This is a genomic window from Couchioplanes caeruleus (genome assembly GCF_003751945.1).
Taxonomy (GTDB): domain Bacteria; phylum Actinomycetota; class Actinomycetes; order Mycobacteriales; family Micromonosporaceae; genus Actinoplanes; species Actinoplanes caeruleus.
The window spans coordinates 1,736,797-1,761,521 of record NZ_RJKL01000001.1; the positions used below are offsets into that span (position 1 = coordinate 1,736,797).

At 73.6% G+C, this 24,725-nt stretch carries 20 protein-coding genes; 7 read left to right on the plus strand and 13 right to left on the minus strand.

All coding sequences use genetic code 11. The annotated features are described in order from the left end of the window. Position 1 precedes the first annotated feature (1 nt). From EDD30_RS07570 to EDD30_RS07580, 3 genes are read left to right on the plus strand one after another with little or no spacing between them, the layout of a single operon-like run. Positions 2-5,632 (plus strand): type I polyketide synthase, encoded by a 5,631-nt coding sequence (locus EDD30_RS07570; RefSeq protein ID WP_071802657.1) that lies wholly within the window; start codon positions 2-4, stop codon positions 5,630-5,632. 5 nt (positions 5,633-5,637) lie between these two features. Beyond that, on the plus strand, positions 5,638-6,084 hold the full coding sequence (locus EDD30_RS07575; protein ID WP_071802687.1) for an acyl-CoA thioesterase: 447 nt from the start codon (positions 5,638-5,640) through the stop codon (positions 6,082-6,084). Positions 6,085-6,099: 15 nt separating this feature from the next. After that, positions 6,100-6,750: an NADPH-dependent F420 reductase gene (locus tag EDD30_RS07580; protein WP_071802658.1), complete on the plus strand. Its 651-nt coding sequence runs from the start codon at positions 6,100-6,102 to the stop codon at positions 6,748-6,750. On the opposite strand, the gene EDD30_RS07585 is transcribed toward EDD30_RS07580, so the two are convergent. Then, on the minus strand, positions 6,751-8,622 hold the full coding sequence (locus EDD30_RS07585) for an AfsR/SARP family transcriptional regulator (protein WP_071802689.1): 1,872 nt from the start codon (positions 8,620-8,622) through the stop codon (positions 6,751-6,753). 147 nt (positions 8,623-8,769) lie between these two features. After that, positions 8,770-9,576 (minus strand): helix-turn-helix domain-containing protein, encoded by an 807-nt coding sequence (locus EDD30_RS07590; RefSeq protein ID WP_071802659.1) that lies wholly within the window; start codon positions 9,574-9,576, stop codon positions 8,770-8,772. Positions 9,577-9,764: 188 nt separating this feature from the next. Between EDD30_RS07590 and EDD30_RS07595 the strand changes: the two genes are divergently transcribed. Together EDD30_RS07595 and EDD30_RS07600 are read left to right on the plus strand one after the other, a co-directional pair. Further along, entirely contained in the window at positions 9,765-11,030 is a 1,266-nt protein-coding gene (locus EDD30_RS07595) for an ABC1 kinase family protein (protein WP_084556013.1), read from the plus strand. 29 nt (positions 11,031-11,059) lie between these two features. Then, positions 11,060-11,914, plus strand: a complete 855-nt coding sequence (locus EDD30_RS07600; protein ID WP_071802660.1) for a helix-turn-helix transcriptional regulator — start codon at positions 11,060-11,062, stop codon at positions 11,912-11,914. A 15-nt stretch (positions 11,915-11,929) separates the two neighbouring features. Here the strand turns inward: EDD30_RS07600 and EDD30_RS07605 are convergent, their stop codons facing one another. The 9 genes from EDD30_RS07605 to EDD30_RS07645 are packed head-to-tail and all read right to left on the minus strand — an operon-like array spanning position 11,930 to position 22,362. Beyond that, a complete protein-coding gene (locus EDD30_RS07605; RefSeq protein ID WP_071802661.1) occupies positions 11,930-12,628 on the minus strand; it encodes a PIG-L deacetylase family protein in 699 nt (232 codons plus the stop codon). Beyond that, complete coding sequence (locus EDD30_RS07610; RefSeq protein WP_143162513.1) at positions 12,621-14,300, minus strand: CoA transferase; 1,680 nt, start codon at positions 14,298-14,300, stop codon at positions 12,621-12,623. The genes EDD30_RS07605 and EDD30_RS07610 overlap by 8 nt, the downstream gene beginning before the upstream one ends. A gap of 5 nt (positions 14,301-14,305) precedes the next feature. Then, positions 14,306-15,847, minus strand: coding sequence for a class I adenylate-forming enzyme family protein (locus EDD30_RS07615; RefSeq protein WP_084556014.1), 1,542 nt, complete (start codon positions 15,845-15,847; stop codon positions 14,306-14,308). Further along, complete coding sequence (locus EDD30_RS07620) at positions 15,844-17,325, minus strand: FAD-binding oxidoreductase (protein ID WP_071802664.1); 1,482 nt, start codon at positions 17,323-17,325, stop codon at positions 15,844-15,846. The genes EDD30_RS07615 and EDD30_RS07620 overlap by 4 nt, the downstream gene beginning before the upstream one ends. 3 nt (positions 17,326-17,328) lie before the next feature. Continuing rightward, positions 17,329-18,306, minus strand: coding sequence for a VOC family protein (locus EDD30_RS07625; protein ID WP_071802665.1), 978 nt, complete (start codon positions 18,304-18,306; stop codon positions 17,329-17,331). An 18-nt stretch (positions 18,307-18,324) separates the two neighbouring features. Beyond that, positions 18,325-19,128 carry a VOC family protein gene (locus EDD30_RS07630; protein WP_071802666.1) on the minus strand — a complete coding sequence of 268 codons (804 nt, stop codon included), beginning with the start codon at positions 19,126-19,128 and terminating at the stop codon, positions 18,325-18,327. Beyond that, the gene (locus tag EDD30_RS07635) at positions 19,125-20,330 is read right to left on the minus strand and encodes an NAD(P)/FAD-dependent oxidoreductase (protein WP_071802667.1); all 1,206 of its coding nucleotides are present in this window, start codon (positions 20,328-20,330) and stop codon (positions 19,125-19,127) included. The genes EDD30_RS07630 and EDD30_RS07635 overlap by 4 nt, the downstream gene beginning before the upstream one ends. Next, the gene (locus EDD30_RS07640; protein ID WP_071802668.1) at positions 20,327-21,331 is read right to left on the minus strand and encodes a hypothetical protein; all 1,005 of its coding nucleotides are present in this window, start codon (positions 21,329-21,331) and stop codon (positions 20,327-20,329) included. Before EDD30_RS07640 ends, EDD30_RS07635 begins: the two co-directional genes overlap by 4 nt. 59 nt (positions 21,332-21,390) lie before the next feature. Continuing rightward, positions 21,391-22,362: a VOC family protein gene (locus EDD30_RS07645; RefSeq protein WP_071802669.1), complete on the minus strand. Its 972-nt coding sequence runs from the start codon at positions 22,360-22,362 to the stop codon at positions 21,391-21,393. Positions 22,363-22,512: 150 nt separating this feature from the next. Here EDD30_RS07645 and EDD30_RS07650 point away from each other — a divergent pair, with 150 nt between their 5' ends. Together EDD30_RS07650 and EDD30_RS07655 are read left to right on the plus strand one after the other, a co-directional pair. Continuing rightward, positions 22,513-22,857 carry an MmcQ/YjbR family DNA-binding protein gene (locus EDD30_RS07650; RefSeq protein WP_071802670.1) on the plus strand — a complete coding sequence of 115 codons (345 nt, stop codon included), beginning with the start codon at positions 22,513-22,515 and terminating at the stop codon, positions 22,855-22,857. 303 nt (positions 22,858-23,160) lie between these two features. Next, complete coding sequence (locus tag EDD30_RS07655) at positions 23,161-23,592, plus strand: VOC family protein (RefSeq protein WP_143162514.1); 432 nt, start codon at positions 23,161-23,163, stop codon at positions 23,590-23,592. Here EDD30_RS07655 and EDD30_RS07660 read toward each other — a convergent pair. Both EDD30_RS07660 and EDD30_RS07665 read right to left on the minus strand, forming a co-directional pair. Then, entirely contained in the window at positions 23,581-23,883 is a 303-nt protein-coding gene (locus EDD30_RS07660) for a hypothetical protein (RefSeq protein ID WP_071802672.1), read from the minus strand. The two genes, EDD30_RS07655 and EDD30_RS07660, sit on opposite strands and share 12 nt — an antisense overlap. Positions 23,884-23,889: 6 nt before the next feature. After that, positions 23,890-24,471, minus strand: coding sequence for a hypothetical protein (locus EDD30_RS07665; RefSeq protein WP_071802673.1), 582 nt, complete (start codon positions 24,469-24,471; stop codon positions 23,890-23,892). Positions 24,472-24,725: the final 254 nt, after the last annotated feature.

The following is a 24,725-nucleotide window of genomic DNA, read 5'->3' on the forward strand; positions in this document are numbered from 1 at the left end:
CATGGCCGAGAGAATCGCCGTCATCGGTATGGCATGCCGCTACCCGGAAGCCGACTCCCCGCACCGGCTGTGGCAGAACGTCATGGCACGGCGGCGATCCTTCCGCCCGCTGCCGCCCGGGCGGCTGCCGCTGGCCGAGTACGGCGGCGACGGCGCGGACCAGACGTACGTCACCCACGCCGGGCTGATCAGCGACTGGACGTTCGACCGGCCGCGCTTCGGCGTGGCCGGCCCGACGTTCCGGGCCGTGGACACCACGCACTGGCTCGCCCTCGACGTGAGCGCGGCCGCGCTCGCCGACGCCGGGTTCCCGGACGGCGACGGGCTGGACCGCACCCGCGCCGGCGTGGTGCTGGGCAACTCGCTCACCGGCGAGTTCTCCCGGGCGGCCACGCTGCGGACCCGCTGGCCGTACGTCCGCAGGTCGGTGCTGGCGGCGCTCGCCGGCTCCGCCGTGCCGGCCGACGAGCAGGCCGGCCTGATCGCGGCGATCGAGCGTGCATACAAGGCACCGTTTCCGGAGCCGTCCGACGAGACCCTCTCCGGCGCGCTGGCCAACACGATCGCCGGCCGGGTGTGCAACCACTTCGACTTCCACGGCTTCGGATACACGGTGGACGGTGCCTGCGCCTCGTCGCTGCTGGCGGTCTCCACGGCCGCCACGGCGCTGGCCGACGGCCGGCTGGAGGTGGCGCTGGCCGGCGGCGTCGACCTCAGCCTGGACCCGTTCGAGCTGGTCGGTTTCGCCCGGGTGGGCGCGCTGGCGCGCGGCGGGATGCGGGTGTACGACCGGCGCCCCACCGGCTTCCTGCCCGGCGAGGGCTGCGGCGTGCTGGTGCTGTGCCGGGAGTCGTTCGCGCGCGACCGCGGGCTGCGCACGTACGGCCACCTGCTGGGCTGGGGGATGTCGTCGGACGGCAGCGGCGGCCTGACCCGCCCGGAGTCGGCCGGCCAGGGCCTGGCGTTGCGCCGGGCGTACGAGCACGCCCGGCTGGACTGCGCGACGGTGAGCCTGATCGAGGGGCACGGCACCGGCACCGCCGTCGGTGACCAGGCCGAGCTGGAGGCGCTGCGGGAGCTGCGCCGCGGCGCCGGCCGAGCGGCGGCGCTGGGCAGCATCAAGGCCAACATCGGACACACCAAGGCGGCCGCCGGGGTGGCCGGCCTGCTCAAGGCGGTGCTGGCGGTCCACCACGGCGTGCTGCCGCCGACCACCGGGTGTGCGGAGCCCCATCCGCTGCTGACCGCTCCCGGCGCCGGCCTGGAGATCCTCGACGAGGCGCGGCCGTGGCCCGCCGGCCGGCGGCACGCCGCGGTCAGCGCGATGGGCTTCGGCGGCATCAACGTGCACGTGGTGGTCGGCGGCACCGCGTCCGCCCGGCGCCGCCGGCTGGCTCCGGCCCACCAGCGGCTCGCCGCCCCGCACCCGAGCCACGAGGTGGTGGTGTGCGCCGCCGCCGACCGGGCGGAGCTGGCCGCGAAGCTGACCCGCATCGCCGAGGTGAGCGGCACGCTGACCCGCGGCGAGCTGGGTGATCTGGCGGCGACCCTGGCGGGCACCACGGTGGATGCGCCGTACCGGTTCGCCGCCGCGGTAGCCGGTCCGGACGAGCTGGCGGCCGCCGTCCGGCAGGCCCGTGACCACCTGGCCGCCGGCGGCACCACGCTGGTCGATCCGCCGCGCCGGGTGTTCCTGGGCGGCCCGGACCGGCTCCGGGTCGCGGTGCTGTTCCCCGGACAGGCGGCGCCCTGCTACTCCGGGCCCGGCGCGCTCGGGCAGCTCCTGGCCGCGCTGCCACCCGGATACGACGAGAAGCTCCCGCTTCCCGACGATCCCCACACCACCGTCGGCACCGACGCTGCCCAGCCGGCCATCGTCCGCGGCATCCTCGCCGGGCTGCGCTGGCTCGCCGCGATCGGCGCCGACGCGGACCAGGCGGCCGGGCACAGCCTCGGCGAGATCGGCGCCCTGGTCTGGGCCGGGGCGCTGCGCGAGGCGGACGCGTACCTGCTGGCCCGCGCCCGGGGCGCGGCCATGGCCGAGGCCGACCCCGGCCGGGCCGGCATGGCGAACCTCCAGACCGATCCGGACACCGCGGCCGGCCTGTTGCGGGGCACCGACGTGGTGATCGCGGCGGACAACGGCGAGCGCCGGACCGTGGTGTCCGGCGGCCGCGCCGAGGTGGGCCGGGTCATCGACGCGGCGGCCCGCGCGGGCATCGGCGCGACCTGGCTGCCGGTCGCGCACGCCTTCCACTCCCCTGCCATGGAACCGGCCGCGCCCCGGCTCAAGGCCGCCGCCGCGGCGCTCGGCTGGCGCCCGGTACGCCGGCCGGTGGCCTCCACCGTCACCGGCGACTGGCTGGCCGGCGAGGACCTGGTGGAACTGCTGGTCCGGCAGCTCACCACGCCGGTGCGCTTCGCGCAGGCGCTGGGCCGGCTCTCCGCCGACCTGTTCGTCGAGGTCGGACCGGGCCGGATGATGGCCGGCCTGGCCGGGCCGACGACGGTCTCCCTGGACGCGGGGTCGCCGTCGGCCGAGGGTGCCGCCTCGGTCACCGCGGCGCTGTTCGCCGCGGGCCGGTGCGGCACGCTCACGCCCTGGTTCGCGGGCCGGTTCACCAGGCCGTACGCCCTCGACCGGGACCGTCTGCTGCTGACCAACCCGTGCGAGGCCGTGCCGGGCGCGCCGTCCGGACCCGAGCCGGCTGCGGGCCGGCCGGCCGGCCCGGATGCGGACGACGGGGATCCCCTGAGCGTCGCCGTCGCGTGCGTCGCGGAGGCGCTGGAACTGGACGCCGACACCATCGCGCCGGACGCCCGCCTGCTGGCGGAGCTGCACCTCAGCTCGCTGCGGGTGACCCAGATCGCCACCGCCGTGGCCGCGCGCCTGGGCCGGGCCATGCCTGCCGCGCCGCTTTCGCTGAGCACGGCGACGGTCCGCGAGCTGGCCGAGACCGTCGCCGGCCTGCCCGCCGCGGACCAGCGGGACGCTCCCCCTGCCGGGGTGGCCGGTTGGGTACGGGCGTTCGCGCCGCTGCTCGTTCCGCAACCACCACCCGAGGCCGCTCCGGTCGCCCGTGCCTTCACCCTGGTCGGCGATCTCACCGGTCATCCGCTCGCCGACGAGATCCGCGCCGCCTTCGGCCGTTCCGGCGACGAGACCCCGGCCGGCGACGCAACCCCGGCCTACGTGCTCGCCTTGCCGCCGTGGCCGGCGCAGGCCTCGCCGGCGGACGTGGTGACCGCCCTGCGGTCGGCGCACCGGGACCGCGCCCCGCTCGTGGTCGTGCACCACGGCGGCGTCGGCGCCGCCGTCGGTCGCAGCCTGGCCGCCGAGGAGCCGCGGATTCCCGTCCTGGTGGTCGAGGCTCCCGCGGACCCGGCCGGCGTGGCCCGGGCCGCCGCCGAGGCACGCCGCGAGCCGGCGCCGTACGCGGAGGTGGTCCTCACCGGCGACGGCCGCCGCGCGGTGCCGGCGATGGCGCCGGTGCCGCTCGGCCCGGCCGATCCCGGGAGGATCCCGCTGGGTCCCGGCGAGGTCTGCGTGGTCACCGGGGGCGCCAAGGGCATCGGCGCGGAATGCGCGGTCGCGCTGGCCGAGCTGACCGGCGCACGGATGGTGCTGCTGGGCCGGACGCCGGGCACCGACCCCGCGGTGCGTGCCACCCTCTCCCGGCTGCCGGACGCGGTCTACCACGCCGTCGACATCACCGACGGTGTCGCGGTGGCCGCGGCGCTCGACGACGTGCGCCGGCGGCACGGCCGGGTCCGGGCGCTGCTGCACGCCGCCGGGCAGAACGTGCCGGTGCTCATCCCGGACCTCGACGTCACGGCGATGCACACGGCCGCCGCGGCGAAGACGGACGGGTTCGACCGGGTACTGGCCGCCCTCGACCTCGGCGAGCTGCGGTTCGCGGTCACCTTCGGCTCGGTGATCGCGCGTACCGGGCTGGCCGGCGAGGCGCACTACGCCGTGGCCAACGAGTGGCTGGCCCGGCGCTGCATCCATCTTGCCGCCGAACACCCCGGCGTCCGGTGGCTCAACATCGAATGGTCGGCGTGGTCGGGCGCCGGCATGGGTGTACGCCTGGGCGTCCTCGACGGTCTGATCCGGCGCGGCCTCGACCCGATCCCGGTCGACGCCGGAGTGGCCACCCTGCTGCGCCTGCTCTCCACGCCGGACCTGCCGCCGACCGTGCTGGTGACCGGCCGCCTGCCCTCCGGGCCGGTGCTGCGCTGGCACGGCGGCGAGGGGGTGACCGGGCGATTCCCGGAGACGCCGCTCGTCCACACGCCGGCCACCGAGCTGGTCGCGGCCGCCGACGTGTCCACCGGCACCGACCCCTACCTGAGCGACCATCGCATCGACGGTGCGGCCGTGCTGCCCGCCGTGATGGGCCTGGAGGCGATGGCCCAGTGCGCCGGGGTGCTGATCGGCGACACCGGGCCGGCGCAGTTCACCGGCGTCCGACTCAGCCACCCGGTCACCGTTCCCGACCGGGACCGCCGGACGCTGCGGGTAGCCGCCCTGACCCGCGACGACGGCGCGGTCGACGTGGTGGTCCGCAGCGACGAGACCGGCTTCGCCACCGATCACTTCACCGCCCGCTACGGCGGCCCGGTCACCGCACCGGTCCCGGCGGCCGCCGCGCTGCCCGGCTCCGAGATGCCGGCCGCGCATCTGTACGGGCCGCTGTTCTTCCACGGCCCCCGGTTCCGGCGCGTACGGGGCTACCGGGCGATCGGTGCGTACCGCTGCGTCGGCGTCGTCGACGCCGGCTCGCGCGAACCGTGGTTCTCGGCGTTCCTGGACCAGCGCCTGCGCCTGGGCGACGCGGGGGCGCGCGACGCGTTCCTGCACCTGCTGCAGGCCTGCGTGCCGGACCGGCTGGTGCTCCCGGTGGGTGTGGACCGCATCCACATGCATCGCCCGCCGGCCGGCCGGCTCATCGTCGCCGCCTGCCAGCGGTCGGAGGACGCGAGCGGGTTCGTCTTCGACCTGACGGTGACCGACCCGGCGGGCACGCCCGTGGAGGACTGGACCGGCCTGCGGCTGCGGGCCGTGCGGGCACTGGACCTCCACCGGTGGCCGCTGGAAGTGGCCGGGGCGTATCTCACCCGGTCGCTGGCCCGCCGACCGTCGGCACCGCCGGTGGACCTGGTCACCGCCCGGGCCGACCGGTCCGATCCGGCGCACACGGCCGCGGTGGCGAGCTGGCTGACGGGCACGCCGGTCACGCACGCCGACGACGGACGCCTGGTGACCGCCGGGGCGGGTGGCGTGTCGGCCAGCCACCTCGGCGATCGCCTGCTGGTGGCCGCCGGGCCCGGCCGGATCGGTGTCGACTGGGCCTGGATGGGCGAGGTGGCGCCGCCGCTGTCCTCGGCGGACACGGCGGTCGCCGCCGAGGCCGCCCAGGTGGCCACGGAGAGCGCCGCCACCGCCGCTTTCCGGATCTGGACCTGTCGGGAGGTGCTGGGCAAGCTCGGGGAGCCGCCGTCCGCGCCGCTGACCGTGGCCGAGACCCGGGACGGCTGGACGACCTTCCGGTCCGGGGACGTGGGCCTGCACAGCATCGTGCTGGCCGGCACGGCGAGCCCGGTGGCGATCTGCGTCGGGGTGGGGTGACGCCGATGGCCGGCCACTTCGTCCACCGCCACCTGGTGACCTTCGACGAGACCAACCTGGTGGGCAACGTCTACTTCGCACATTACGTACGCTGGCAGGGCCACTGCCGCGAGCGGTTCCTGCTCGACCGTGCGCCGGGGGTGATCGCCCAGCTCTCCGGCGACCTGGTGCTGGTCACCGTGGACTGCGCGGTCGAGTTCTACGCGGAGGGCTTCGCCGGCGACCAGATCGAGATCCGGATGGGGCTGGACCGGATGACCGGCAACCGGGCTGCCATGACGTTCGACTACGTACGCTGCCGTGACGGCCGCGAGGAGCTGCTGGCCCGCGGCCGGCAGACCGTGGCGTGCATGCGGCGCGCCGCGCACGGGCTGGAGCCGATGCCGATCCCCGACGAGCTCCGCGCGGCCCTGGTCCCGTTCGATCCGGCCGGCACCCCGGCCGGCCGGTGATCGGAGAACGTCACGATGATGGGGATCATCGGCGCCGGCCGGATGGGTACGGCGCTGGCGCGCGTGCTGGCCGCCGCCGGCGTGCCGACCGCCCTGTGCACCGCTCGGTGCGACCGCCCGGCGGCCGACCCGCCGCCGGACTGCACGCCCGCCACCCTGGACGACGTGCTGTGGCACACCGATCCGGTCCTGCTCGCGCTGCCGTTCCCGGTGGCCGTGGGGCTGGTCTCGGGACCGGCGGGCCGCTGCGGTGACGGCCGCATCCTGATCGACGCCACGAACCCGGGCTTCTGCCGGGACCGGGTGGTGCCGCCCGGGCTGTCCGGCGGCGAGCTCATCGCGTCCGCGGCCACCGGCTGGCGTACGGTCAAGGCCTTCAACACGGTACCGGCCGAGCATCTGGCCGCCACCCGGATCGGCGGCGGCACGGTGACCCTGCCGGTGGCGGGGCCGGCGGACGCCAAGCCGCCGGTCTTCGACCTGGCCGGGCGGCTGGGGTTCGAGCCGGTGGACGTCGGCGGCATCGAGAGCAGCCGGGAGATGGAGGCGCTGGCCGTGCTCATGGCGCGGGTCAGCGCGGCGTATGACCTGCACGGGCGGATCGGCATCCGGATCGCCGAGCTGGACCGCTCCCCGGTCGGCCGGGGCGCGGACGTGGCCGGGTGATCAGAGGATGGGTACGGCGGACGCGTCGACCGGGCGCCGCTCGGTCACCCCGAGGTCGGCGGCCAGCCGGTGCACCAGGCGGAGCTTGCCGTACAGCGGGCCGGCCAGATCATGCCGGACGAAGAGCAGCGACTTCTCGGCCAGGCGCATCAGCATCCACCGGCCGTCCACCGGGCCGTACGGCGACGCCGCCCAGACGGCCTCGGCCTGCTCGGCACGGAACGACAGCGGCAGGGCACCCAGCCGCAGGAAGCACCACCGCTCCTGCCCGTCCAGGCAGTGCAGGCTGCGCAGCAGCGCGGCCTGCAGCGACCGGTGATGCACCGGCTGTCCCCGGCGCGGCGGCTTCAGCTCCCGCAGCGGATCGTCCAGCCGCCGGACCAACTCGTCCAGCGTCTCGGTGGCCAGGCACTCCGCGGCGAGCTCCACCGCCAGCGGCAGGTCGTCGAGCCGTGCACACAGGTCGGCGACCGTCCGCAGATCGTCCGCGCCGAGCCGGAGGCCCGGGCTCACCTGGGCGGCCCGGCGCGCGAAGAGCTGGACGGCCGGCGGCTCGGCACCCCAGCGCGCCTCGTCGCCGACGGTCACGGCCAGGGGCCGCAGCCGCCAGACGGTCTCGTACGGCACGCCCAGCGGCTCCCGCGAGGTGACCACGACGGACACGTTCGGGCAGGCGCGCACCACCTCGTCCACCACCTCGACGCAGGCGTCGATCACGTGCTCGACGTCGTCGAGGACGATCAGCATCTGCTGGTCGCCGAGCAGCCGGGACGGCGGGGTCCCCGGCTCGGCGCCGAGGAGCTCGCTGAGGTGAGCGTCGAGTTGCGCCGGGGTGGTGAGCTCCGCGCAGTCCAGCACGGCGACGCCACCCAGGAGGTTGTCCCGCAGGCAGGCCGCCGCCCGCAGGGCCAGCATCGACTTGCCGCACCCCGGCGGTCCCGTGACCGTCAGCAGCCGCTGCTCGGCCAGCAGGGACATCACGGCGTCCAGATCCCGCTCCCGGTAGATCAGCGGACCCAGGCCGGGTCCCCGGCCGTGCCAGGGTGGCCGGACCTGCTCGGCCGACGGGCCCGGGCCGCCGGGCCGGCCGTGCGCCATGTCGTCGCCGGCGAGCACCGCGCGGTACGCGTCGGAAAGTTGCGAGCCGGGTTGGACGCCGAGTTCCGCCTTGAGCATCACCCGGATGTCGTCGAAGTGCCGGACCGCGGCGGCGCGGCGGCCTGTCTGCTCCAGCGCCACGATGTACAGCGCCTGGGCCACCTCGTTCATCGGCTCGGTGATCGCCAGCCGACGCGCCGCCGGCAGCACCGCCACGGCCTGCTTGAGGTCGAGACCGGCCCGTACGTAGTCCAGCGCGGCCTCGGACCACCGCCGGCGCAGCAGATCAAGGATCTCCGGGGAGTTCAGCAGTGCGGAGAGCTCGGCCAGCTCCGGATCCCGCCACAGGCGCATCGCCTCGCCGAGCAGCTCGAAGGCCCGTTGCGGCTCGTCGGCGCAGAGGAACTGCTTCGCCTGCCGGTAGAGCAGCTCGAAGCGCGTGACGTCGACGAGCTCGCGGCTGGTGACGAGCCGGTAGCCGCCGGGACCGGAGCTGATGATGTTGGTGCGGCCCCGGGGCGGCAGATCGGGTTCGAGCAGGCGACGCAGCCGGGCGACGTAGGTGTGCACCAACTGCCGGGCGCTGACCGGCTGCGCCGGCCCCCAGACCATGCCGAGCATGCAGTCGATGGAGACGGCGTGGCCGACGTGCAGGGCCAGCGAAGCCAGCACCGCCCGTTGTTTGGCCGGACCGAGATCGACCGGCACCGGACCGCGGTGCACCTGCATCGAACCTAGCGCCGAAATACGCAGAATCGCCCTGGAGTCGGACATCGACTGCTCCCCCGTCGAGGTCGTCACCGGCGACGGTCATCGAGCACCGCCCCGCCGGTCCGCATTGAGAGTGTGCCCTTCCGCCATCGATCGGTTCGAGTGGCCGATCATCCAAATCGTCCGTCCACTTCGGTGCGGGCCGTCGGATCACCCCGCCGCGCCGGGCGGCCTGGCCAGCGGCAGCAGGGCCGTGACCGGCGGATCCGTCGGCGCCGGCCAGCGCAGCGCGGTCCGTGCCGTCGCTGGTGGTGGATGCGCGCAGACCGACAGGGCGGCCCGGCCGAGGCGCAGGCTGCCGGGCACGTCGTCCACCAGGGCGTCGACGACCTGCGCGCCCGCCGGGATCACCAGGCAGAACGCGGCGTACTCGCCGCAGGGCGGCGGCACTCCCACGGGAATCCACGGCGAACCGGTGGACGGGGTCCAGCTTCCCCGGTGCACGCGCAGACTGCCGGCCGGCACCAGGCAGACGCAGACCAGCGAGCCGGGATCCGGCGCCCGGGACAGGGTCACCACCGGAGCGCCGTCGGCCGCGGGCGGGCGCGACCGCGACCACCAGCGCGCCCCGGCCGCCCGGACATCGCCGAGCGCGCGGGCCTGGGTGCGGAAACGCGACGGCGGCGTGCCGGTCAGCAGCGCGAACTGGGCGGAGAAGGTGCCCGGGCTGGTGTAGCCCACCATGGCACCCACCTGCCGGACGGGAAGGTTCGAGTGCAGCAGCAACCGCCGGGCCTCGGCCATGCGCAGCACCGCCAGGAACCGGGCCGGCGTCATCGCGGTGACCTCGCGGAACATCTGGTGGAAGTAGAAGGGGCTGAACGCGGCCACGCCGGCCAGCGCTCGCAAGGGCTGCGGATGCGCGAGCCGCCTCCGCATGACGCCGATCGCCCGGGTGACCGCTTCGAGGTGGGCCGCCCGCGTGTCATTGCTTGCTGCCTCCGTCGCCGTGGACACGATCCCCCTTCGCGTCGGGCCGCCGAGACATCGGAGTCTGTACCCATCACCTTGACGGATCCTTGACGGCGCGGAGCACCAGGTCTTCCAGCTTGGGGTCTTGCGTCGCCCGACCTTGCCGCGCCTGTCGGCACGCCGTTGAATCGCACCGAGACAGCTCGGCACCTCGCAGTCCGCCGGAGGCCCGCATGGCGCCCACCGTCCCCTGGCCCATCCTGGTCGCCCGCCTGAGCATGTGGGCCCTGGCCTGCGCCGGCCTCCTGGTCACCCTCTCCCGGTGGGCCGTCGGCCGGGCGCTGCGCCGGCCGGCGCCGGGTGCTCCCGGACGGTCGGTCGTGCCCACGCTCGTGCGGCTCGGGCCCACCTTCGTCAAGAGCGGCCAGTTGCTGAGCACCCGGTCCGACCTGCTGTCCCCGGCGTCCTGCGCGGCGCTGGCCCAGCTCACCGACCGGATGGCGGCCATGCCCGCCGGGGACGTCCGCCGGGCCCTGGCGAAGGCGTACCCCGACGGCCGGCCGTGGCCGTTCGCCGAGTTCGACTACACGGCCGTGGCGAGCGGCAGCATCGCCGGGGTGTACCGCGCGCGCCTGCACGACGGGCAGGCGGTCGCGGTCAAGGTGCGGCGCCCCGGCCTGGATCGTCAGATGGTGGCCGACTTCCGGCTGCTCGGGCTGGTCGCCAGGATGGGCGAACGGATGCCGGGCCTGCGCGGCCTGCCCGCCCAGCGCATGATCGACCAGGTGGGTCCCGCCGTGCTCAACCAGCTCGACCTGGCGCGCGAGGCCGTCATGCTGGAACGGCTGCGGCTCAACCTCGGCGCCATGGTACGGATACCGGCCACCGTCCCCGACGCGGCCGGCGAGGGCGTGCTGGTGATGGAGTTCCTCGACGGGCTGGAACGGTTCGGCCCGGCCTCCTTCACCCGCGACCAGCGATCCACGATCGTGAAACAGATCCTGCGCGCGGTGTTCCAGATGCTGTTCATCGACGGCCTGGTGCACTGCGACATGCATCCCGGCAACCTCTACCTGCGCACGAGCGGCGAGGTGGTGCTGCTGGACGCCGGCTTCGTGGTCGAGCTGAGCCCCAGGGTGCGCAAGCTGTTCGCCCAGTTCTTCCTCAACCTGGCCCTGGGCCGGCCCGACGAGTGCGTGGAGATCGTGTTGCGCAGCGCCAGCGCGCTGCCGGCCGGCGCGGACCTGTACGGCTTCCGGCGCGACCTGAGCCAGCTCGTCCGGGAGAACCACGGCAAACGCGCCGGTCAGTTCCGGCTCGGACCGTTCGCCGCCCGGCTGTTCGACCTGCAGCGCCGGAACCGGATCTCGGCCGACCCGGAGTTCGTGTTTCCGCTGCTGTCGCTCCTCGTCCTGGAAGGCATGATCAACGACTTCGACGTCCAGGTGGACTTTCAAGCCCAGTCGATTCCCGCGCTCTTCGAGGCGCTGCGGAGCTAGCCGCCACCGCCAGGCGGAGAGGAGAGGTCATGGAGCTGACATCGACCGCGGGCCGGCCGGTCACCGAACGCACCGCGGACATGTGGAGTCAAGCCGTCCTACGGTCCATCGGCACCATGCGCGAGCATCTAGGCGACGACCTCTCGCTACGGACGCTCGCCCAGGCGGCCTGGCTCAGCCCGTTCCACTTCCACCGGGTCTTCCATCGGCTGACCGACTCCACCCCGGCCCGGTTCCTCGCGGCGTGGCGGATCGCCGAGGCCAAACGCCTGCTGGCCTACAGCGACGACAGCGTCACCGACGTCTGCATGCACGTCGGCTACGCCAGCCTGGGCACCTTCACGTCCCAGTTCACCCGCGTGGTGGGCGTCCCGCCGGGACGTTTCCGCCGGCTGGTGCAGGCCTACGCGGACGTGCCGTTCCACGACATCGTGGAGCGGCTCGGTGCGGCGCTCGCGCCGCCGGAGCACCCCGAGGTGACGGTGTCCGTCGACGGGGGCCCGGGCGATGGGGCCCTGGCCGTGATCGGACTCTTCGACGGCGCCATCCCGCAGCGCCGCCCGGCCGGCTGCGCCGTGGTCCGGACCCCCGGAACGGCCGGGCTCGTCATTCCGCCGGACACGGCGTGCCAGCCGCTCGCGATGTGCTTCGAGCGCTCGGTGACGGTTCGCGAGGCGGTGGCCGCCACCGACCTCGACCGCTGCTACGTCGCCGCCGCACCCGGCCCGATCCTCCTTGACGACGCCACCTCGCCCGTCACCGTGGAACTGCCGCTGCGCCGACGCCGCCCGACCGACCCGCCGATCCTACTGGCGCTGCCGCTGCTGATGGCGGTCGCCGGCGCGGATCTCGTGGACACCTCGCTCGCCGCCGCCGACTGCTGAAGACCGGCAGGCCCGTCAGCCGATCTCGATGCGCCGGTAGTGCTCGGCGAAGCGGTACCCGGGGGTGCGCCCGGCCTGGCGCATCCACCCGAACACCCACTCGGGCGGTTCTCCGCCGGTCTGGCTCCGATGCTGCCGCAGGGCCTCGCCCTTGCGGTCCACGTACGGTGTCGCGTCGACGAAGTGGTTCGGCCGCTCGTAGCCGGGCACCCAGACCTCGCGGACCTTGTGCGGCTTGAGCCCGGCCTCCGCCAGCTCCGGGAAGGCACGGGCGTTGCCCGCGTCCGGGTAGACCGCCGCCAGCGTCGCCTCGCCGACCGCGATGTGGTCGGGATGCGAGGCTTCGATGGGGATGTCGAGCACCCGGCGGGGATAGTGCGTGAGCACCAGGACCGGCCGGTCCCGGCGCATCTGTGCCGTGATCTCCCGGCGCAGCGCGAGGGTCGGCTCCAGGCTGCCGTCCGGCAGGCCCAGAAAGCGCACCGTTCGCACGCCCAGCACGGCCGCCGCGGCGCGCTGCTCGGCCATGCGTACGGAGGCCACACCCTCGACCAGCGGGCCGTCCCCGGGCTCGCCCTGGGCGCCGTCGCTGCAGACCAGGTAGCGCACGTCGGCGCCGCCGTCGGTCAGCGCCGCGACGGTAGCGCCGAAGTGGAACTCCGCATCGTCGGGGTGGGCGGTCACCACCAGCACGCGCGCGCCCGGCTCAAACATCGAAACTCCAGGGCACACCCGGCACCCAGCAGGCGTCGCCGGCCCGCTCCAGCAGACCGGCCAGCCGCGGATCGTCCGGCACCGCGGCGAGCCCGACCGGCACCTCGACGGCCGGCACGCCGGCGGGTGGCAACCGGTCCGCCCACCGCGCGGCGGTTCCCCGGCAGAGCCCGGCGCGGACCTCGGCGTCGGTGGCCGTCACCGGCAGGCCGCAGGCGGCACGCAAGCGGCGGGCGGTGACCGGGTCGGCGGCTCCCACCACGAGGTGACCGGCGGCCGTCTCGATCGGGCCGTCCAGGGGACCCCAGGGGGCCGTGGCGGACGCCGCGAGGACCGCCGCCGCACGGATCAGGGAGCTGCCGACCTGGCAGCCCCGGTGGGTGCGCTCGCGGTGGAGGAGGCCGGCCAGCACCGCCTCCGCCGCCAGCAGGCCGCCGGCCACGTCGACCAGGGTGAGCCGGCTCGGCAGCGGGGCGGCGCCGGGTGGGTGGAGCAGGGCACCGGACCCGGCGTGCGCCTGCACGACGAAGTCGCCGGCGATCGGGCACGGCGGGTCGCTGATGCCGTCCCAGCCGGATGCGTGGGCGTACACCGCGGCGGGGTTCGTCCGGGCGACGGCGGCCGCGTCGAGGCCCAGCGCCTCGGCCCGGCCCGGCCGCCAGTTGTGCAGGAAGACGTCGGCGTCCGCGGCGAGCTCGCCCAGTTCGGCGAGGCCGGCGGCGTTCTTGTAGTCGATCTCGACGATCCGCTTGCCCTCGTTGTACGCCAGGTACGCGGCGCCGTACTCCCCGGCCAACGGCGGGCTGTGCCGGCCGAAATCGCCGCCCGGCGGTTCCACCTTGGTCACCTGTGCGCCGAGCTGACGCAGGAGCCGCCCCGCCAGGGGGCCCTGCAGCCGGGAAGTGACCTCCACGACGCGTAGACCGTGCAGCGGGGCGTCCGGCGACGCCGTACCCGCGCGCCGGGCGACCGTTGCCGCACCGTGCGGTGCGACCGTCCACGGCTCCGTGACACCCGCGAGCGGCGTCAGGCGGACGGGAACGACCGCGACGCCGCAGGCCTCGGCGGCCGCGCGCACCTCGGCCAGCGTGTGCCGGGCGAACGCGGCCGGCAGCTCCGGCGGCACCCGGCACTCGCCGGCCAGATAGCGGTAGACGAACGGCAGCCAGGCGGCGCCGACCACGCCCGCACCGTCGAGCCCGAGCCGCCTCCAGAAGGCCGCCCAGTCGTCGCCGGCCAGCACCTCGATCTCGGCCCACACGCCGTCCGCGGTCCGGAACGGCGGACCGGGCACGCCGGCCGGGCGGTACGGGAACGCGCCGCCACCGGTCGCGATCGCCAGGTGATGCCGGACGAACTGCAGCGCCCCCGCCGGACCCCGCACCGTCACACCCCGCACCGGCAGGCCGCGACGCCGGGCGATCAGGGCGGCCAGCACACCCTGTGCGGCGAGGATGCCGGTGGCAACCGTGGCCACGTCGAGGCCGAGCCGGCGCGGCGCACCGTACTCGCGCCCGTGCACGGTCATCAGGCCGGCCTGCGCCTGGGCCACCGCCTCCGGCTCGGCCGGGCCCGGATCGATGCGCACGCGGACCTCGCTGTCGGCCCAGCCGTCCTGGACGGGCACGGCGAGCAGAGCGAGGTGGTCGGCGACGAGCGCGCCCGCGTCCACCCCGGTCACCGCCGGGCCAGGCGCTGGGTCGGCGCCGCCGCGGCCAGCTCCCGCAGCCGGGGCAGGTCGACCTTGCCGATCTCCGTCCGCGGGATCTCGTCGACCAGGCACAGCTCCTCGGGCAGCTTGAACGGCGCCAGCCGCTCGCTCAACTCGGCGCGCAGCTCGGTCAGCTCGGGATGCCGCCCGGCCGCGGGGCGTACGCAGGCGCACACCGTCTCGCCGACCACCGGGTCGGTACGGCCGAACACGGCCACGTCCGCCACATCCGCGCAGCGCAGCAGCGCCCGCTCCACCTCCACGGGGTCCACCTTGAGACCGCCGCGGTCGATCCGGTGTGCCAGCCGGCCGTGGATGTAGAGGCGGCCCTGCTCGTCCAGCCGGCCCAGGTCGCCGGAGTAGTACCAGGCGTCCTGGGACGGCGCCTCGCCGTAGTACCGCACCGGGAACGCCGCCCGGGAGAAGGCGACCTCGCCGACCTCGCCGAGCGCCAGCGGCTCCCGGTCCGGGCCGACGATCCGGACCGAGCCCGGGTCGGGGCGCCCGACCGAGCCACGGAGCACGTCCTCCGCGTCCTTGGTCGCCACGCCGATGCCCTCGCTGGAGCCGTACATGACCATCAGGTCGACGGAGAGCCGCTCCCAGATCGCGTTCACCAGCTCCGGCGGGAAGGAGCCCGCGGTGCCGACGCTGAACCGCAGCGTGTCGATCTTGTGTACGGCCGGGTCGAGGCGGTCCAGCAGCAGGGAGAAGTGCGCCGGTGCGCCGTTGAGCACGGTGATGCCGTACCGGCCGCACGCCTGCAGGGCATCCTCCGGGGAGAACCGGTCGAGCAGCACCAGCGTGCCACCGGCCAGCAGGCCGGCGAGCGCCATCATCATGCCGAAGCCGTGCGACAGCGGAAGCTGGGCGAGATGCACGTCCTCCGGCCGGAACTCCAGCCAGCCAGCGAGCCCGCGCCAGCGGCCGGCCAGGTTGCCGTGGAAGCCGACGGTCGTCTTCGGGGTGCCGGTCGTGCCGGAGCTGACGAACACGACGGCGGGGTCGTCCGGCGCCGGGCCCGGACCGTGGTCCGGCTCGCCCAGGTCGTCGACCGTCCACCGGACGAACTCGGCCGGGGCGAGATGGCCGGTCACCACGACGAACTGCAGGTCCGGGTGGCGGCGGCGCAGCGCGGAGGGGGTCGCGTACGGATTCATCCGCTCGTCGCCCGGCTCGTAGATCAGCAGGCGGGCATCGGTCCTCGTGACCACCGCGTCCAGCTCCGGGACGGTGAACCGGTGGTCCGTGGCCACGTGCACCGCGCCCCGGCTCCACGCCGCCAGCATCGCCACCAGGTGTTCGCAGCGGTTCCCCACGGAACAGGCCACCCGGTCGCCCGGACCGACGCCCAGCCTCCTGTAGATCGCGGCCAGCCGTCCGGCCGCCTCGACCAGATCGGCGTGGGTCATCCGGTGCCGGGGACAGATCAGGGCCGCCCGGCCCGGCCATCGCTGTGCGGTCGCGGACAGCGCTGCCGACAACGTCGGTGCTGGTTCGGCACTCATGGCCGCTCCCGGAGTTCGTGGACGCTCGTCACCCCAACCTTCTCGGTCACGGCGACGGGTGTCTTCTCGGCGCTTGCGGTTGTCCCGCCGTCGGCCGGCGGGATGTTCTGGTTGAGATGAAAGACGTTGGCCGGGTCGTGGCGGGCCTTCACCGCGCGCAGGCGCGACCAGCTCGCCGGGTCGTACGCCGAGCGCACCCGCTCCGGCCCCTCGTCGCCGAGCTCGTTGACGTAGACCCCGGACGTGCACGGGCGCAGCCCGTCCCACAGGCGGTGCACCCAGTCACGGTGCGCGGGCGCCTCGGCCGGACGCCGCCACACCGCGTCCACCGACACGCTGAAGGCGGCGTCGCGGTGGCCGACCGCGGTCTCCGTCGGCCCGACCCGGGCCACCGCCCCGCCGAGCGGTGAGATCATCACGATGCAGTGCGGCGACGGGACCGCTTCGGCGCGGCCGTCCAGCACCGCGACCGCGCGATCGTCCAGGGCCGGCAGATAGCCGGCGCGGCCGTACACGAAGGAGCCGAAGCGTCCCGCCATGTCGTACAGGCGCTGCAGCGAGGTGTAGCGCATCCGGCCGATCCGGCGCAGCAGCGGCGGACCGAGGTCGCCGAGTGCGGCCAGGTCGCGCTCGGCATCGGCCTCGGCGCCGAGGTGGCACACGGCGACGGCCACCGCCGGCATGCCGTGCAGCTCCGCCGGAACGAACGGCGCGGAAGGCAGCTTCAACAGGTTGCACTGCGCGGACAGGACGTCCGGGGCATCCCGGATGAAGTCGCGGTACCACCGCAGCACCCGCGCGGCCGCCGCCGCGGGATAGAAGGCCGCGCCACCCGTCACCAGAGGACCGACCGGATGCAGCGCGAACTCCAGGGAGGTCGCCACGCCGAAGTTGCCCCCGCCGCCGCGCAGCGCCCAGAACAGCTCCGCCTCCCTCGCACCGTCCACACGCGACGGCTTTCCGTCCGCGGTGACCAGATCCACCGAGCGCAGGTTGTCCGCGGCCAGGCCGTAGCGGCGCATCAGCCAGCCGAAGCCGCCGCCGAGGGTCAGGCCGGCCACGCCGGTGGTGGAGATGCGCCCGCCGGTGGTCGCCAGCCCGTGCTCCTGCGCCCGCCGGTCGAGGTCACCCCAGAGCACCCCGGGCTCCACCACCGCCGTCCGGCGGTCCGGGTCGATCCGGATCCCGCGCATCCCGGACAGGTCCAGCGCGAGACCGCCGTCGCTGACGGCGCAGCCGGTGACGTTGTGGCCGGTGCTGCGGATCGACAGCTCGATGCCCTGGCGTACGGCATAGCGCACCGCGCCGGCAACGTCGCCGGCGTCGGCGCACCGCACGATCACCATCGGCCGGCGGTCCACCGCGCCGTTCCACACCCGGCGCGCGGCGTCGTACCCGTCGTCGCCCGGTCGCAGCAGCAGGCCGCGCACCAGTCCTCGCAGGTCCCGGTACGCGGCCTGGCCGGCGGAGCCCGCCACGGCTCAGTACGTCCGCGTGATGATCGTCCGCAGCTTTCGGCCGCTCGGCGTGCGCAACGCCTCCTCGGACGGCTCGTACAGGAAGTACACGTGGCCGGACGGATCGGTGTAGCGGACGGTCGCGCCGATCTCCGAGTGGACGATTCCCTCGGGTGACTGGATCCCGCGCTCGGCCAGCTCCTTGACCGTCGCCTCGATGTTCGGGGCGTGGAACACCACCGCCTTGCCACCCATCTCGCGCGGGTTCACGGTGCGCGGCGGGCACGGGTGGTCGACGATCTCGTGCTCCTCCCGCACCGTCTCCAGCGAGTGGGTGGTCAGGATGATCCCGCCGGTGTCGTACTTGATCACGCCTTCCTCGTCGGCCGTGGAGGCGCGGCTGCACGGCCCGCCCTCCAGGTCGCGGATCGCCAGGCCCTCGGCGTAGACGTTGACGGCCTCCTCGGCGTCGCGGATGAACAGGAACAGGTAGATCAGCGGCTTGCCGTCCAGGCTGAAGTCCGGTCCGCCGTGCGGGCCCACCAGGCCCGGCTTGCCGTCGGCCTGGTACAGCCTGCGGACCGCCTGGATCCGGTCGCCGCTCGGCCAGGTGAGCGACTCCTCCGACGTCTCGTACAGGGTGAACCAGTGTCCGTCCGGGTCGTAGAAGTCGCTGATTCCGCCGATCTCGTAGTTGTGGGTCTCGGTGAACTCCACGCCGCGTTCCTCCAGCGCGGCGCGCGCGGCATCCAGGTCCTCGACCAGGAACACGATGTCGGTGGAGTGGTCGGGTTCGTTCGGCAGCGTGATGCCGTAGTCGTCCGCCCGGTTCAGCGCCAGGATCACCTCGCCGGTGTCGTACTTGACGGACCGGTCGTCCTCCTCGAGCACGCGCAGGCGCAGGGCACGCTCGAAGAAGTCCCGCGACACGGCCAGGTCACGGACGTAGAGGAAGAGATAGACGACGCGTCGCTCGGCCAGGGTGGCAGCATCGGTCGGCATGGGCAGGGCTCCCTTGCTTCAGCGGCGGGTAGGGGCACGGTGGGTCATGAGCTCCATGACCTTGTCGGCGCTGCCCCAGGTGAGGCTCTCCGCCGACGGCTGGTAGAGGCAGAAGACGTGGCCCGACGGGTCGCGGAAGCGTGCCGTGCCACCGATGTCGCTGAACCCGGCGCCCTGCGAGAACGTCAGGCCGCGCTCGCGCAGGTCCTGCTCGGCGGCGACCACGTCGCCGGTGTAGAACACCATCAGGCAGGCGTTGTAGCGGATCGGCCGCCCGTCGGGACTCTGCGCGCCGCGGTACACGGTCAGGTCGAGCGTTCCGGTCCGGAACCGCGCGGCGTCCTCGGTCACCGTGGCGGGACGCAGCCCGAGCACGTCGCGGTAGAACGGCACCGCGGCGTCCAGATCCGGTACGGCCACGCGCAGTTCCGCGATCTCGGCGTGCAGCCCGGGATCGGCGGTCGCCTCGTCGGTGAACCGGTAGTGATGCCCGTCCGAGTCCGTGAAGTCCCGGCCCGTGCGCTGCCCGTACTCGGCCAGCGGCCGCAACCGGTCGGGCTCGGCGACCCGGCAGACGAGCGTGACGCCGTCCGCGTCCGGACGCTGGAACTTGCGCTCGGCGAACAGGTTGACCGCCAGGATGGTGCCGCCGGCGTCGTACTTCACCAGACCGTGGTGTTCGTGCGGCGGGTGGAACTGGTTCTCGATGACGCGGAAGCCGAACACGTCCTCGTACAGCCGGCGGTGCCGGGGCAACGAGGAGACGTCCAGGAACACAAACATCAGCGGCGAGTCGGCCAGGCCGTCGGTCTTGATGCTCATCGTTGTCCTTCCATGCCGGGCTCCGCTTGTCTCTCCATGCCGGGCACCGCGCGGGCGGGGTCGAAGGCGGGCGCCGGTCCGGTCCGGCACCCGGTGTCCATCGCCTCGGCCAGTCCCGCGCCGGCGGCGATGCCGGGCGGCATGCCGTGACCGCCGAAGCCGGCGATCACCCACTGCCGTTGCGCCCACGGCACGGCGCCGATCACCGGCCGGCCGTCGGCGGTCTGGTCCATCACGCCCGCCCACCGCCGGCGCACCTCGATGCGCGGGAATCCCGGGAAGGCGGCGGGAAGGAAGTTCTCGAGGGCACGTTGCACCGGCAGGTCGAGGCGCTCGTCCGCGTCGTCCGACGCCGACGCCGAGCGGCAGCCGCCGATGACGATCGACCCGTCGCTCGCCTGCCGCCAGTAGACGCTGCCGAAGTCGGTGGCCATGCCCGGGCCGAACAGCGCGGGCAGGGGTGCGGTCGCCAGCACCTGTCCGCGTACCGGCCGGATGAACCGCGCCAGCGTGGGGCAGAAGCGGGTGACCTCGGCGTTGCAGGCGTACACCACCTGACCTGCCTCCACCGTGCCGCGGGTGGTCCGCACGCGCATCCCCGCGCGGCGGCCGGCCACCACGCGCAGGGCCCGGGTCCGGGTGGCGATCCGGACGCCGTACCGCTGGGCCGCGGCGGCCAGTCCGTGCACCAGCCGCGCCGGTTGGATCACGTGACCGTCCGGCATCCACCGGCCACCGGCGAAGTGCGGCGCGATCCGCATCCGGAGCAGGTCCGCACAGGCCGCCCGATCAAGCGCGTGCAGCGGGGTGGCCGTCGCAGGCCGCCTCGCCACCTCGGCCCGGAACTGCTCCCACACCCCCGCCGACGTGGCCAGGGACAGATGGCCGGTACGCCGGTAGCCCGGGTCGAAGCCCTCCTCGCCGATCACCTTGCGGAGCACCGTGTCGTCCTCCATCGCCTGCAGCCCGGCCAGGTGGATCCCGGCGTTGCGGCCGCTCGCCCCCCACGCCAGCCGGCGCGCCTCCAGCAGCAGCACCGAGCCGCCGCGGCGGGCGAGCCAGTAGGCGGCCGACACGCCCATCAGACCGCCGCCGATCACCACGACGTCGGCGGCGGGCGGCAGCGCGTCCGGTGCCGGGAAAGGGTCCGGGTCGGAGGCCGCCAGCCAACTGGTCGGCGGCCCCTCCCCTGGATCGGTCACATCACGCCGTCGGTCGCCCCTGCCACCACAGGCTCGACTTCCTTGTCACCCATCCGTGCCTGCCATTCCGCCATCACCTCGAAGATGTCGGCCGGCGGGGTGTTGAGCACGTCGGCGTAGATCTCGTCGTCCTTGGTCACGACGATGTCGAAGGCGGTCAGCTCGCCGGGGGTGAGCGTGCCCACCCGGGCGCCGGTCTCCTCGTGCACCAGGGCCACCGGACCGGTCGGCGAGTGGAAGTGCGTGCCCACCGGCGGGTAGTGGTTGACCGTCGCCGGCCCGAAGATCAGCGGCTGGTCGGGGTCGGTCAGGACCGGGCCCAGCGGGGTGTGGATCTTCCACGACACGCGCCAGATCGCCGTGGCCGGGAAGTCCGAGCCGTCGGGGCTGTTGGACTTCACGATGCCGTCGTTGGGCCGGTTGAAGTTCTGCTCGACCCGGATCGGTCCGAGGGCGGCCTGGATGATCTCGCCACCGTGCATGAGGATCTTCAGGTACATCTCGTTCTTGCCGTCGCCGTCGAGGTCCATGCGCGGGCTACGGTGCATGAGCACGATGCCGTTCTTCACGCTCATCTGGTAGTCCTTCACCACCCCGTCGATGGTGAGCAGGCAGGAGCAGACGCCCTTGAGCAGTTCCACCCCACCGATCGGCGGGAAGTTGTGGTTGAAGCCGCGTACGGCCTGGGTGAAGGCTTCCTTGGGACCCTCGGTGGCGGTGAGCCCGGAGATCCGGCCGGCCAGCGCGACGTAGTCGGGGTCGCTCTGGGCGTTGATCCGGTCCTGGATGGACTTCCACCGGAAGACCTCGACGACCTTGATGTTGCCGCCGTTACGGCCGCCGCGCAGCACCTCGATGGGATAGTCGCCGGCGAAGCCGTGCTCCCGCAACAGCGACCACTTGGCGCGGACCTGCTCGACGAGCTCGTCGACCTGGCCCGGCTCGGCTTCATAGGTCTCCATCTGGACCAGGGATTCATTGCGGTACACGTTGACGGGCATGGCTGTTCCCTCTCTGCTTGTGCAACGGGAGTTCAACGAAGTCGTCTGTACAAATTGTTTCAGCGGACGGTGCCGGCGCCTTCTCGCGGTTTGCTTTGCTTCGCACCGGAAACCTGCGCCCGCTCCAAGAGGAAGAACGGATGGCCGAACGGGTCCTCGAAACGTGCCAGTGTGCCGGCCGGATCGGCCTGCGCGCCGAGGGGGAACGCCACTCCCCGCTCGGACAACCGGCGGACCATCGTGGCGACATCGTCCACGAGGAACACCGGCGCGATGCCCTGGCCGTGCGCTCGCGTGAACTCGCGCGGGGAGTACGGCCGGCCGAGGTCGTCGAAGACCATGCTCTTCTCGTGCATGTGGTGGGTGGCCAGCAGCACGTCACCACCGTCGTACTTGCCGATCCCCTCGATCTCCTCGTCGCAGTCCTGGTTGCAGCAGTGCACCCGCTCGAGCAGTTCGAGGCCGAGCTGGTCGCGATAGAAGTCGAGGGCGGCGGTCTGGTCGTTCTCGAACATGAACAGATATACCAAGGGATTGCCGGACAGGCCGGTCTGGGCGGGCGTTCCCTCGGCCGGGCCCGCCGCGGGCCCGATGACGTCCTCACCGCCGCGGCCGTGCAACCGCCAGACCTCCTTCACCTTGGGTCCGCTCGGCCAGCCGAGCGCGGTCGGCGACGGCTGGTAGAGCATCAGCCGGTGTCCGCTCGGGTCGTAGAAGTCGGTCACCGAGCCGATCTCGTAGCTGCGCCGCCGCTCGAACTGGATCCCCCGGCCCTCGAGCGCGGTCCGGGTCGCCTCGATGTCCTCGACGAGGAACACCACATCGGATGAGTCGTCGCGGCGGCCGAACAACTGCACGCCGTGGCGGCCCGCGGGACGCAACCACAGGTCGATGCCGCCCGCGCCGATCCGTGCCTCGTTCGGCTCGGCGGGGAGCACGGGCAGGCCCAGCCGGCGGTGGTAGAAGTCCGCGGATTCGGCGACGTTGGACGCGTACATCACCAGGGAGACGAGGGGAGCACCGGTCAGCATTCGCTACCTCCAGGCGTGGAGCCGTCTCCGTCATGCTCGGCCGGTGCCGCCCCTGACGCCTTCTCTCCTGTTGCTCTTTCGGCCACGAAGATCGCCGCCGGTGCGCGGCGGTGGTTGCGCGTCCGGGCGCCACGGCGTACGACTGATGCCATGACCGGGGAAGAGATGCTCGCGTACTGCCTGTCCAAGCCCGGCGCCTGGCAGGACGAGCCGTGGGAGGGCGACGTCGTGGCCAAGGTGGGCGCGAAGGTCTTCGCGTTCCTCGGCGCGGAGATAACCTCCGTCGGCGTCAAGTGCGGCAAGGACCGCGACTCCGCGGACGAGTGGCTGAAGCGCTATCCGGACGACGCCTCGCCGTCGTCCTACATCGGCCGGTACGGCTGGAACTCGCTGCGGATCGGCGGGGCGATCCCGGACGACGAGCTGCGCGAGGCGGTGGACGCCTCGTACGACGCGGTCGTCAAGACCCTGCCCAAGAAGGACCGGCCGACCTAGGGCCGGTATCGAGGTCAGCCAGATCGATGTCACCAAGGACGCGGACCAGACACGGCCACCGAGCGTCCGTATTCCTGCCGGAACACCCGCTCGATGGCCGCCTGATCAGCCCGCAACGGGCCGCACCTCGATGGGCAGTGTCGTGACCGCCGTGACCATCGCCGCGATCAACGAATGGCTGTGACTGACTTCGATACAGGCCCTAGGGCGCGGCGACCGGCGGCGAAATGAGCAAGCTGGGAGTACCCCCTCCACGGCGGCGGCTTGCAGACTTTGGGGACGACCGGCACAAGGAGCATCACGGTGGCGACGCACCCGAGGATCGGATGTCTGCACGCCTCACGCCAGGACGTGGCGGCGCTGCGGCGCTTCTTCGACGAGTCTCTGTGTCTGCGGGTCGTGGCGGAGGGCGCAAAGTCGATCAGCTACGAGGCGCAGGACGTCGTCCTGGTGCTCGACTGGTCCCTCGACCACAGCACCGCCCCCGCGGACGCCGGTCCGCGCGGCGACGTCGTCCTGCTGGTCGACGAGATCGACGCGGTCCAGGCGGCCCTGGAGACCTGCGGCGTGCGCTGCACCGCCGCCGGCGGCTCCGCGAGCATCAGCTTCGCCGTCCCGGACGGCCCGAGGTTCGTGATGCTGAGCCTGTCCGACGAGTGTCTGATGTGGCCGAGCGTCGGATGGCGGGCCGGCCCGTCCGCGGTGGTGTATATCCCACCGCGGTCAGCGCCGTAAGGTCTCGTCCCCGGGCGGGGATTCCGCCTCCTGGTCACCGGATTCCCGGTTCGCGTCGTCACCGGACGCGCGGACCGCCGCCGGCAGGCGCCAACGTCCGTCCGCGCGCGCACGCACCCTCGGACGGCGGAAGAGCAGGCCGAGCACCACGACGACCAGCACGGCGTTGCCGGCGAGCAGCAGCGCGTCCGCCGTGCTCATCCCGCGGCCGTGCTGGTGCGTCGTGGTGGGCGCGGCGCAGCCCGCGGTGAGCAGCACCGCGAGGACGATGAGTCCGCCGGCTCGGACCATGGGTGGTCAGGCGACCGGCGTCGGCTGCGGCTCGGGCCGGACGCTCGCCGGCGACGGCCGGCAGTTGCAGTGCATGCGCCGCGCCTCCGCTTCGCTGGGCCGCAGGTGCAGATAGACGGCGATGACCATCGGGACGAAGACCACGGTGTTGTAGAAGAGGTGCAGCTCCACCCGGGGCACCACCATCTGCAGGATGCTGGTGGGCACCGCCTGGCCGAACAGCGGCCGCCCGGTCTGTGCCTGGAGCAGCAGGAGCAGGTGCTCGACGTGGTGCCACGCCTGAATGCCGAAGGCGAGCAGCCACCACCGGCGCGACGCCGCGGTGAATCCGTCCCGGAGCATCCACAGCCCCGCGACCATGACCAGCGCATAGCCGTAGTGCAGCCACTCCGAGGAGACCAGCCAGGGGAACGGCATGCCCAGCACGCCCCTCGACTGCGGGGGCGTCCAGCCCAGGCCCCAGATCTGGACGGCTTGGACGATGTGCTCGGCCCAGTGCGCCAGCACGATCAGCATGAAGATGTTCAGCGCGGCGCGGTGGTGGTTCTCGTTGAGGGTGCGGGGAGCAAGGAAGCCGCCATGCGCCATGGGAAGCCTCTCCGTCGGTCCTAGCACAAGTGCCACGACGGTAGCGGCGACGCCCGCGGAGAACTTCTCGAGACTTGCTCTTACCGGCCGCGTAGCCGCCACAGAGCGAGCCGTGCCGACCCGGCGGTCCCGCCGGCCGCCGCGATCGTGTACCCGTCCGGGCTGAACGCGAGCGCCTTGACGGAGTTCGTCCGGCCCAGCTTGGCACCCCAGTCGATCGGGCGCCCGGTCTCACGCTCGGCGGGCCTGGCACG

What these genes read in the sequence shown, in the direction of transcription:
- EDD30_RS07580 (WP_071802658.1), top strand. Translation starts at nt 6,100, where the DNA reads ATGATGGGGATCATCGGCGCCGGCCGGATGGGTACGGCGCTGGCGCGC.
- EDD30_RS07570 (WP_071802657.1), top strand. Translation starts at nt 2, where the DNA reads ATGGCCGAGAGAATCGCCGTCATCGGTATGGCATGCCGCTACCCGGAA.
- EDD30_RS07625 (WP_071802665.1), bottom strand. Translation starts at nt 18,306, where the DNA reads ATGCCGACCGATGCTGCCACCCTGGCCGAGCGACGCGTCGTCTATCTC.
- EDD30_RS07575 (WP_071802687.1), top strand. Translation starts at nt 5,638, where the DNA reads ATGGCCGGCCACTTCGTCCACCGCCACCTGGTGACCTTCGACGAGACC.
- EDD30_RS07600 (WP_071802660.1), top strand. Translation starts at nt 11,060, where the DNA reads ATGGAGCTGACATCGACCGCGGGCCGGCCGGTCACCGAACGCACCGCG.
- EDD30_RS07640 (WP_071802668.1), bottom strand. Translation starts at nt 21,331, where the DNA reads ATGCCCGTCAACGTGTACCGCAATGAATCCCTGGTCCAGATGGAGACC.
- EDD30_RS07605 (WP_071802661.1), bottom strand. Translation starts at nt 12,628, where the DNA reads ATGTTTGAGCCGGGCGCGCGCGTGCTGGTGGTGACCGCCCACCCCGAC.
- EDD30_RS07650 (WP_071802670.1), top strand. Translation starts at nt 22,513, where the DNA reads ATGACCGGGGAAGAGATGCTCGCGTACTGCCTGTCCAAGCCCGGCGCC.
- EDD30_RS07595 (WP_084556013.1), top strand. Translation starts at nt 9,765, where the DNA reads ATGGCGCCCACCGTCCCCTGGCCCATCCTGGTCGCCCGCCTGAGCATG.
- EDD30_RS07585 (WP_071802689.1), bottom strand. Translation starts at nt 8,622, where the DNA reads ATGTCCGACTCCAGGGCGATTCTGCGTATTTCGGCGCTAGGTTCGATG.
- EDD30_RS07665 (WP_071802673.1), bottom strand. Translation starts at nt 24,471, where the DNA reads ATGGCGCATGGCGGCTTCCTTGCTCCCCGCACCCTCAACGAGAACCAC.
- EDD30_RS07630 (WP_071802666.1), bottom strand. Translation starts at nt 19,128, where the DNA reads ATGAGCATCAAGACCGACGGCCTGGCCGACTCGCCGCTGATGTTTGTG.
- EDD30_RS07645 (WP_071802669.1), bottom strand. Translation starts at nt 22,362, where the DNA reads ATGCTGACCGGTGCTCCCCTCGTCTCCCTGGTGATGTACGCGTCCAAC.
- EDD30_RS07660 (WP_071802672.1), bottom strand. Translation starts at nt 23,883, where the DNA reads ATGGTCCGAGCCGGCGGACTCATCGTCCTCGCGGTGCTGCTCACCGCG.
- EDD30_RS07615 (WP_084556014.1), bottom strand. Translation starts at nt 15,847, where the DNA reads ATGAGTGCCGAACCAGCACCGACGTTGTCGGCAGCGCTGTCCGCGACC.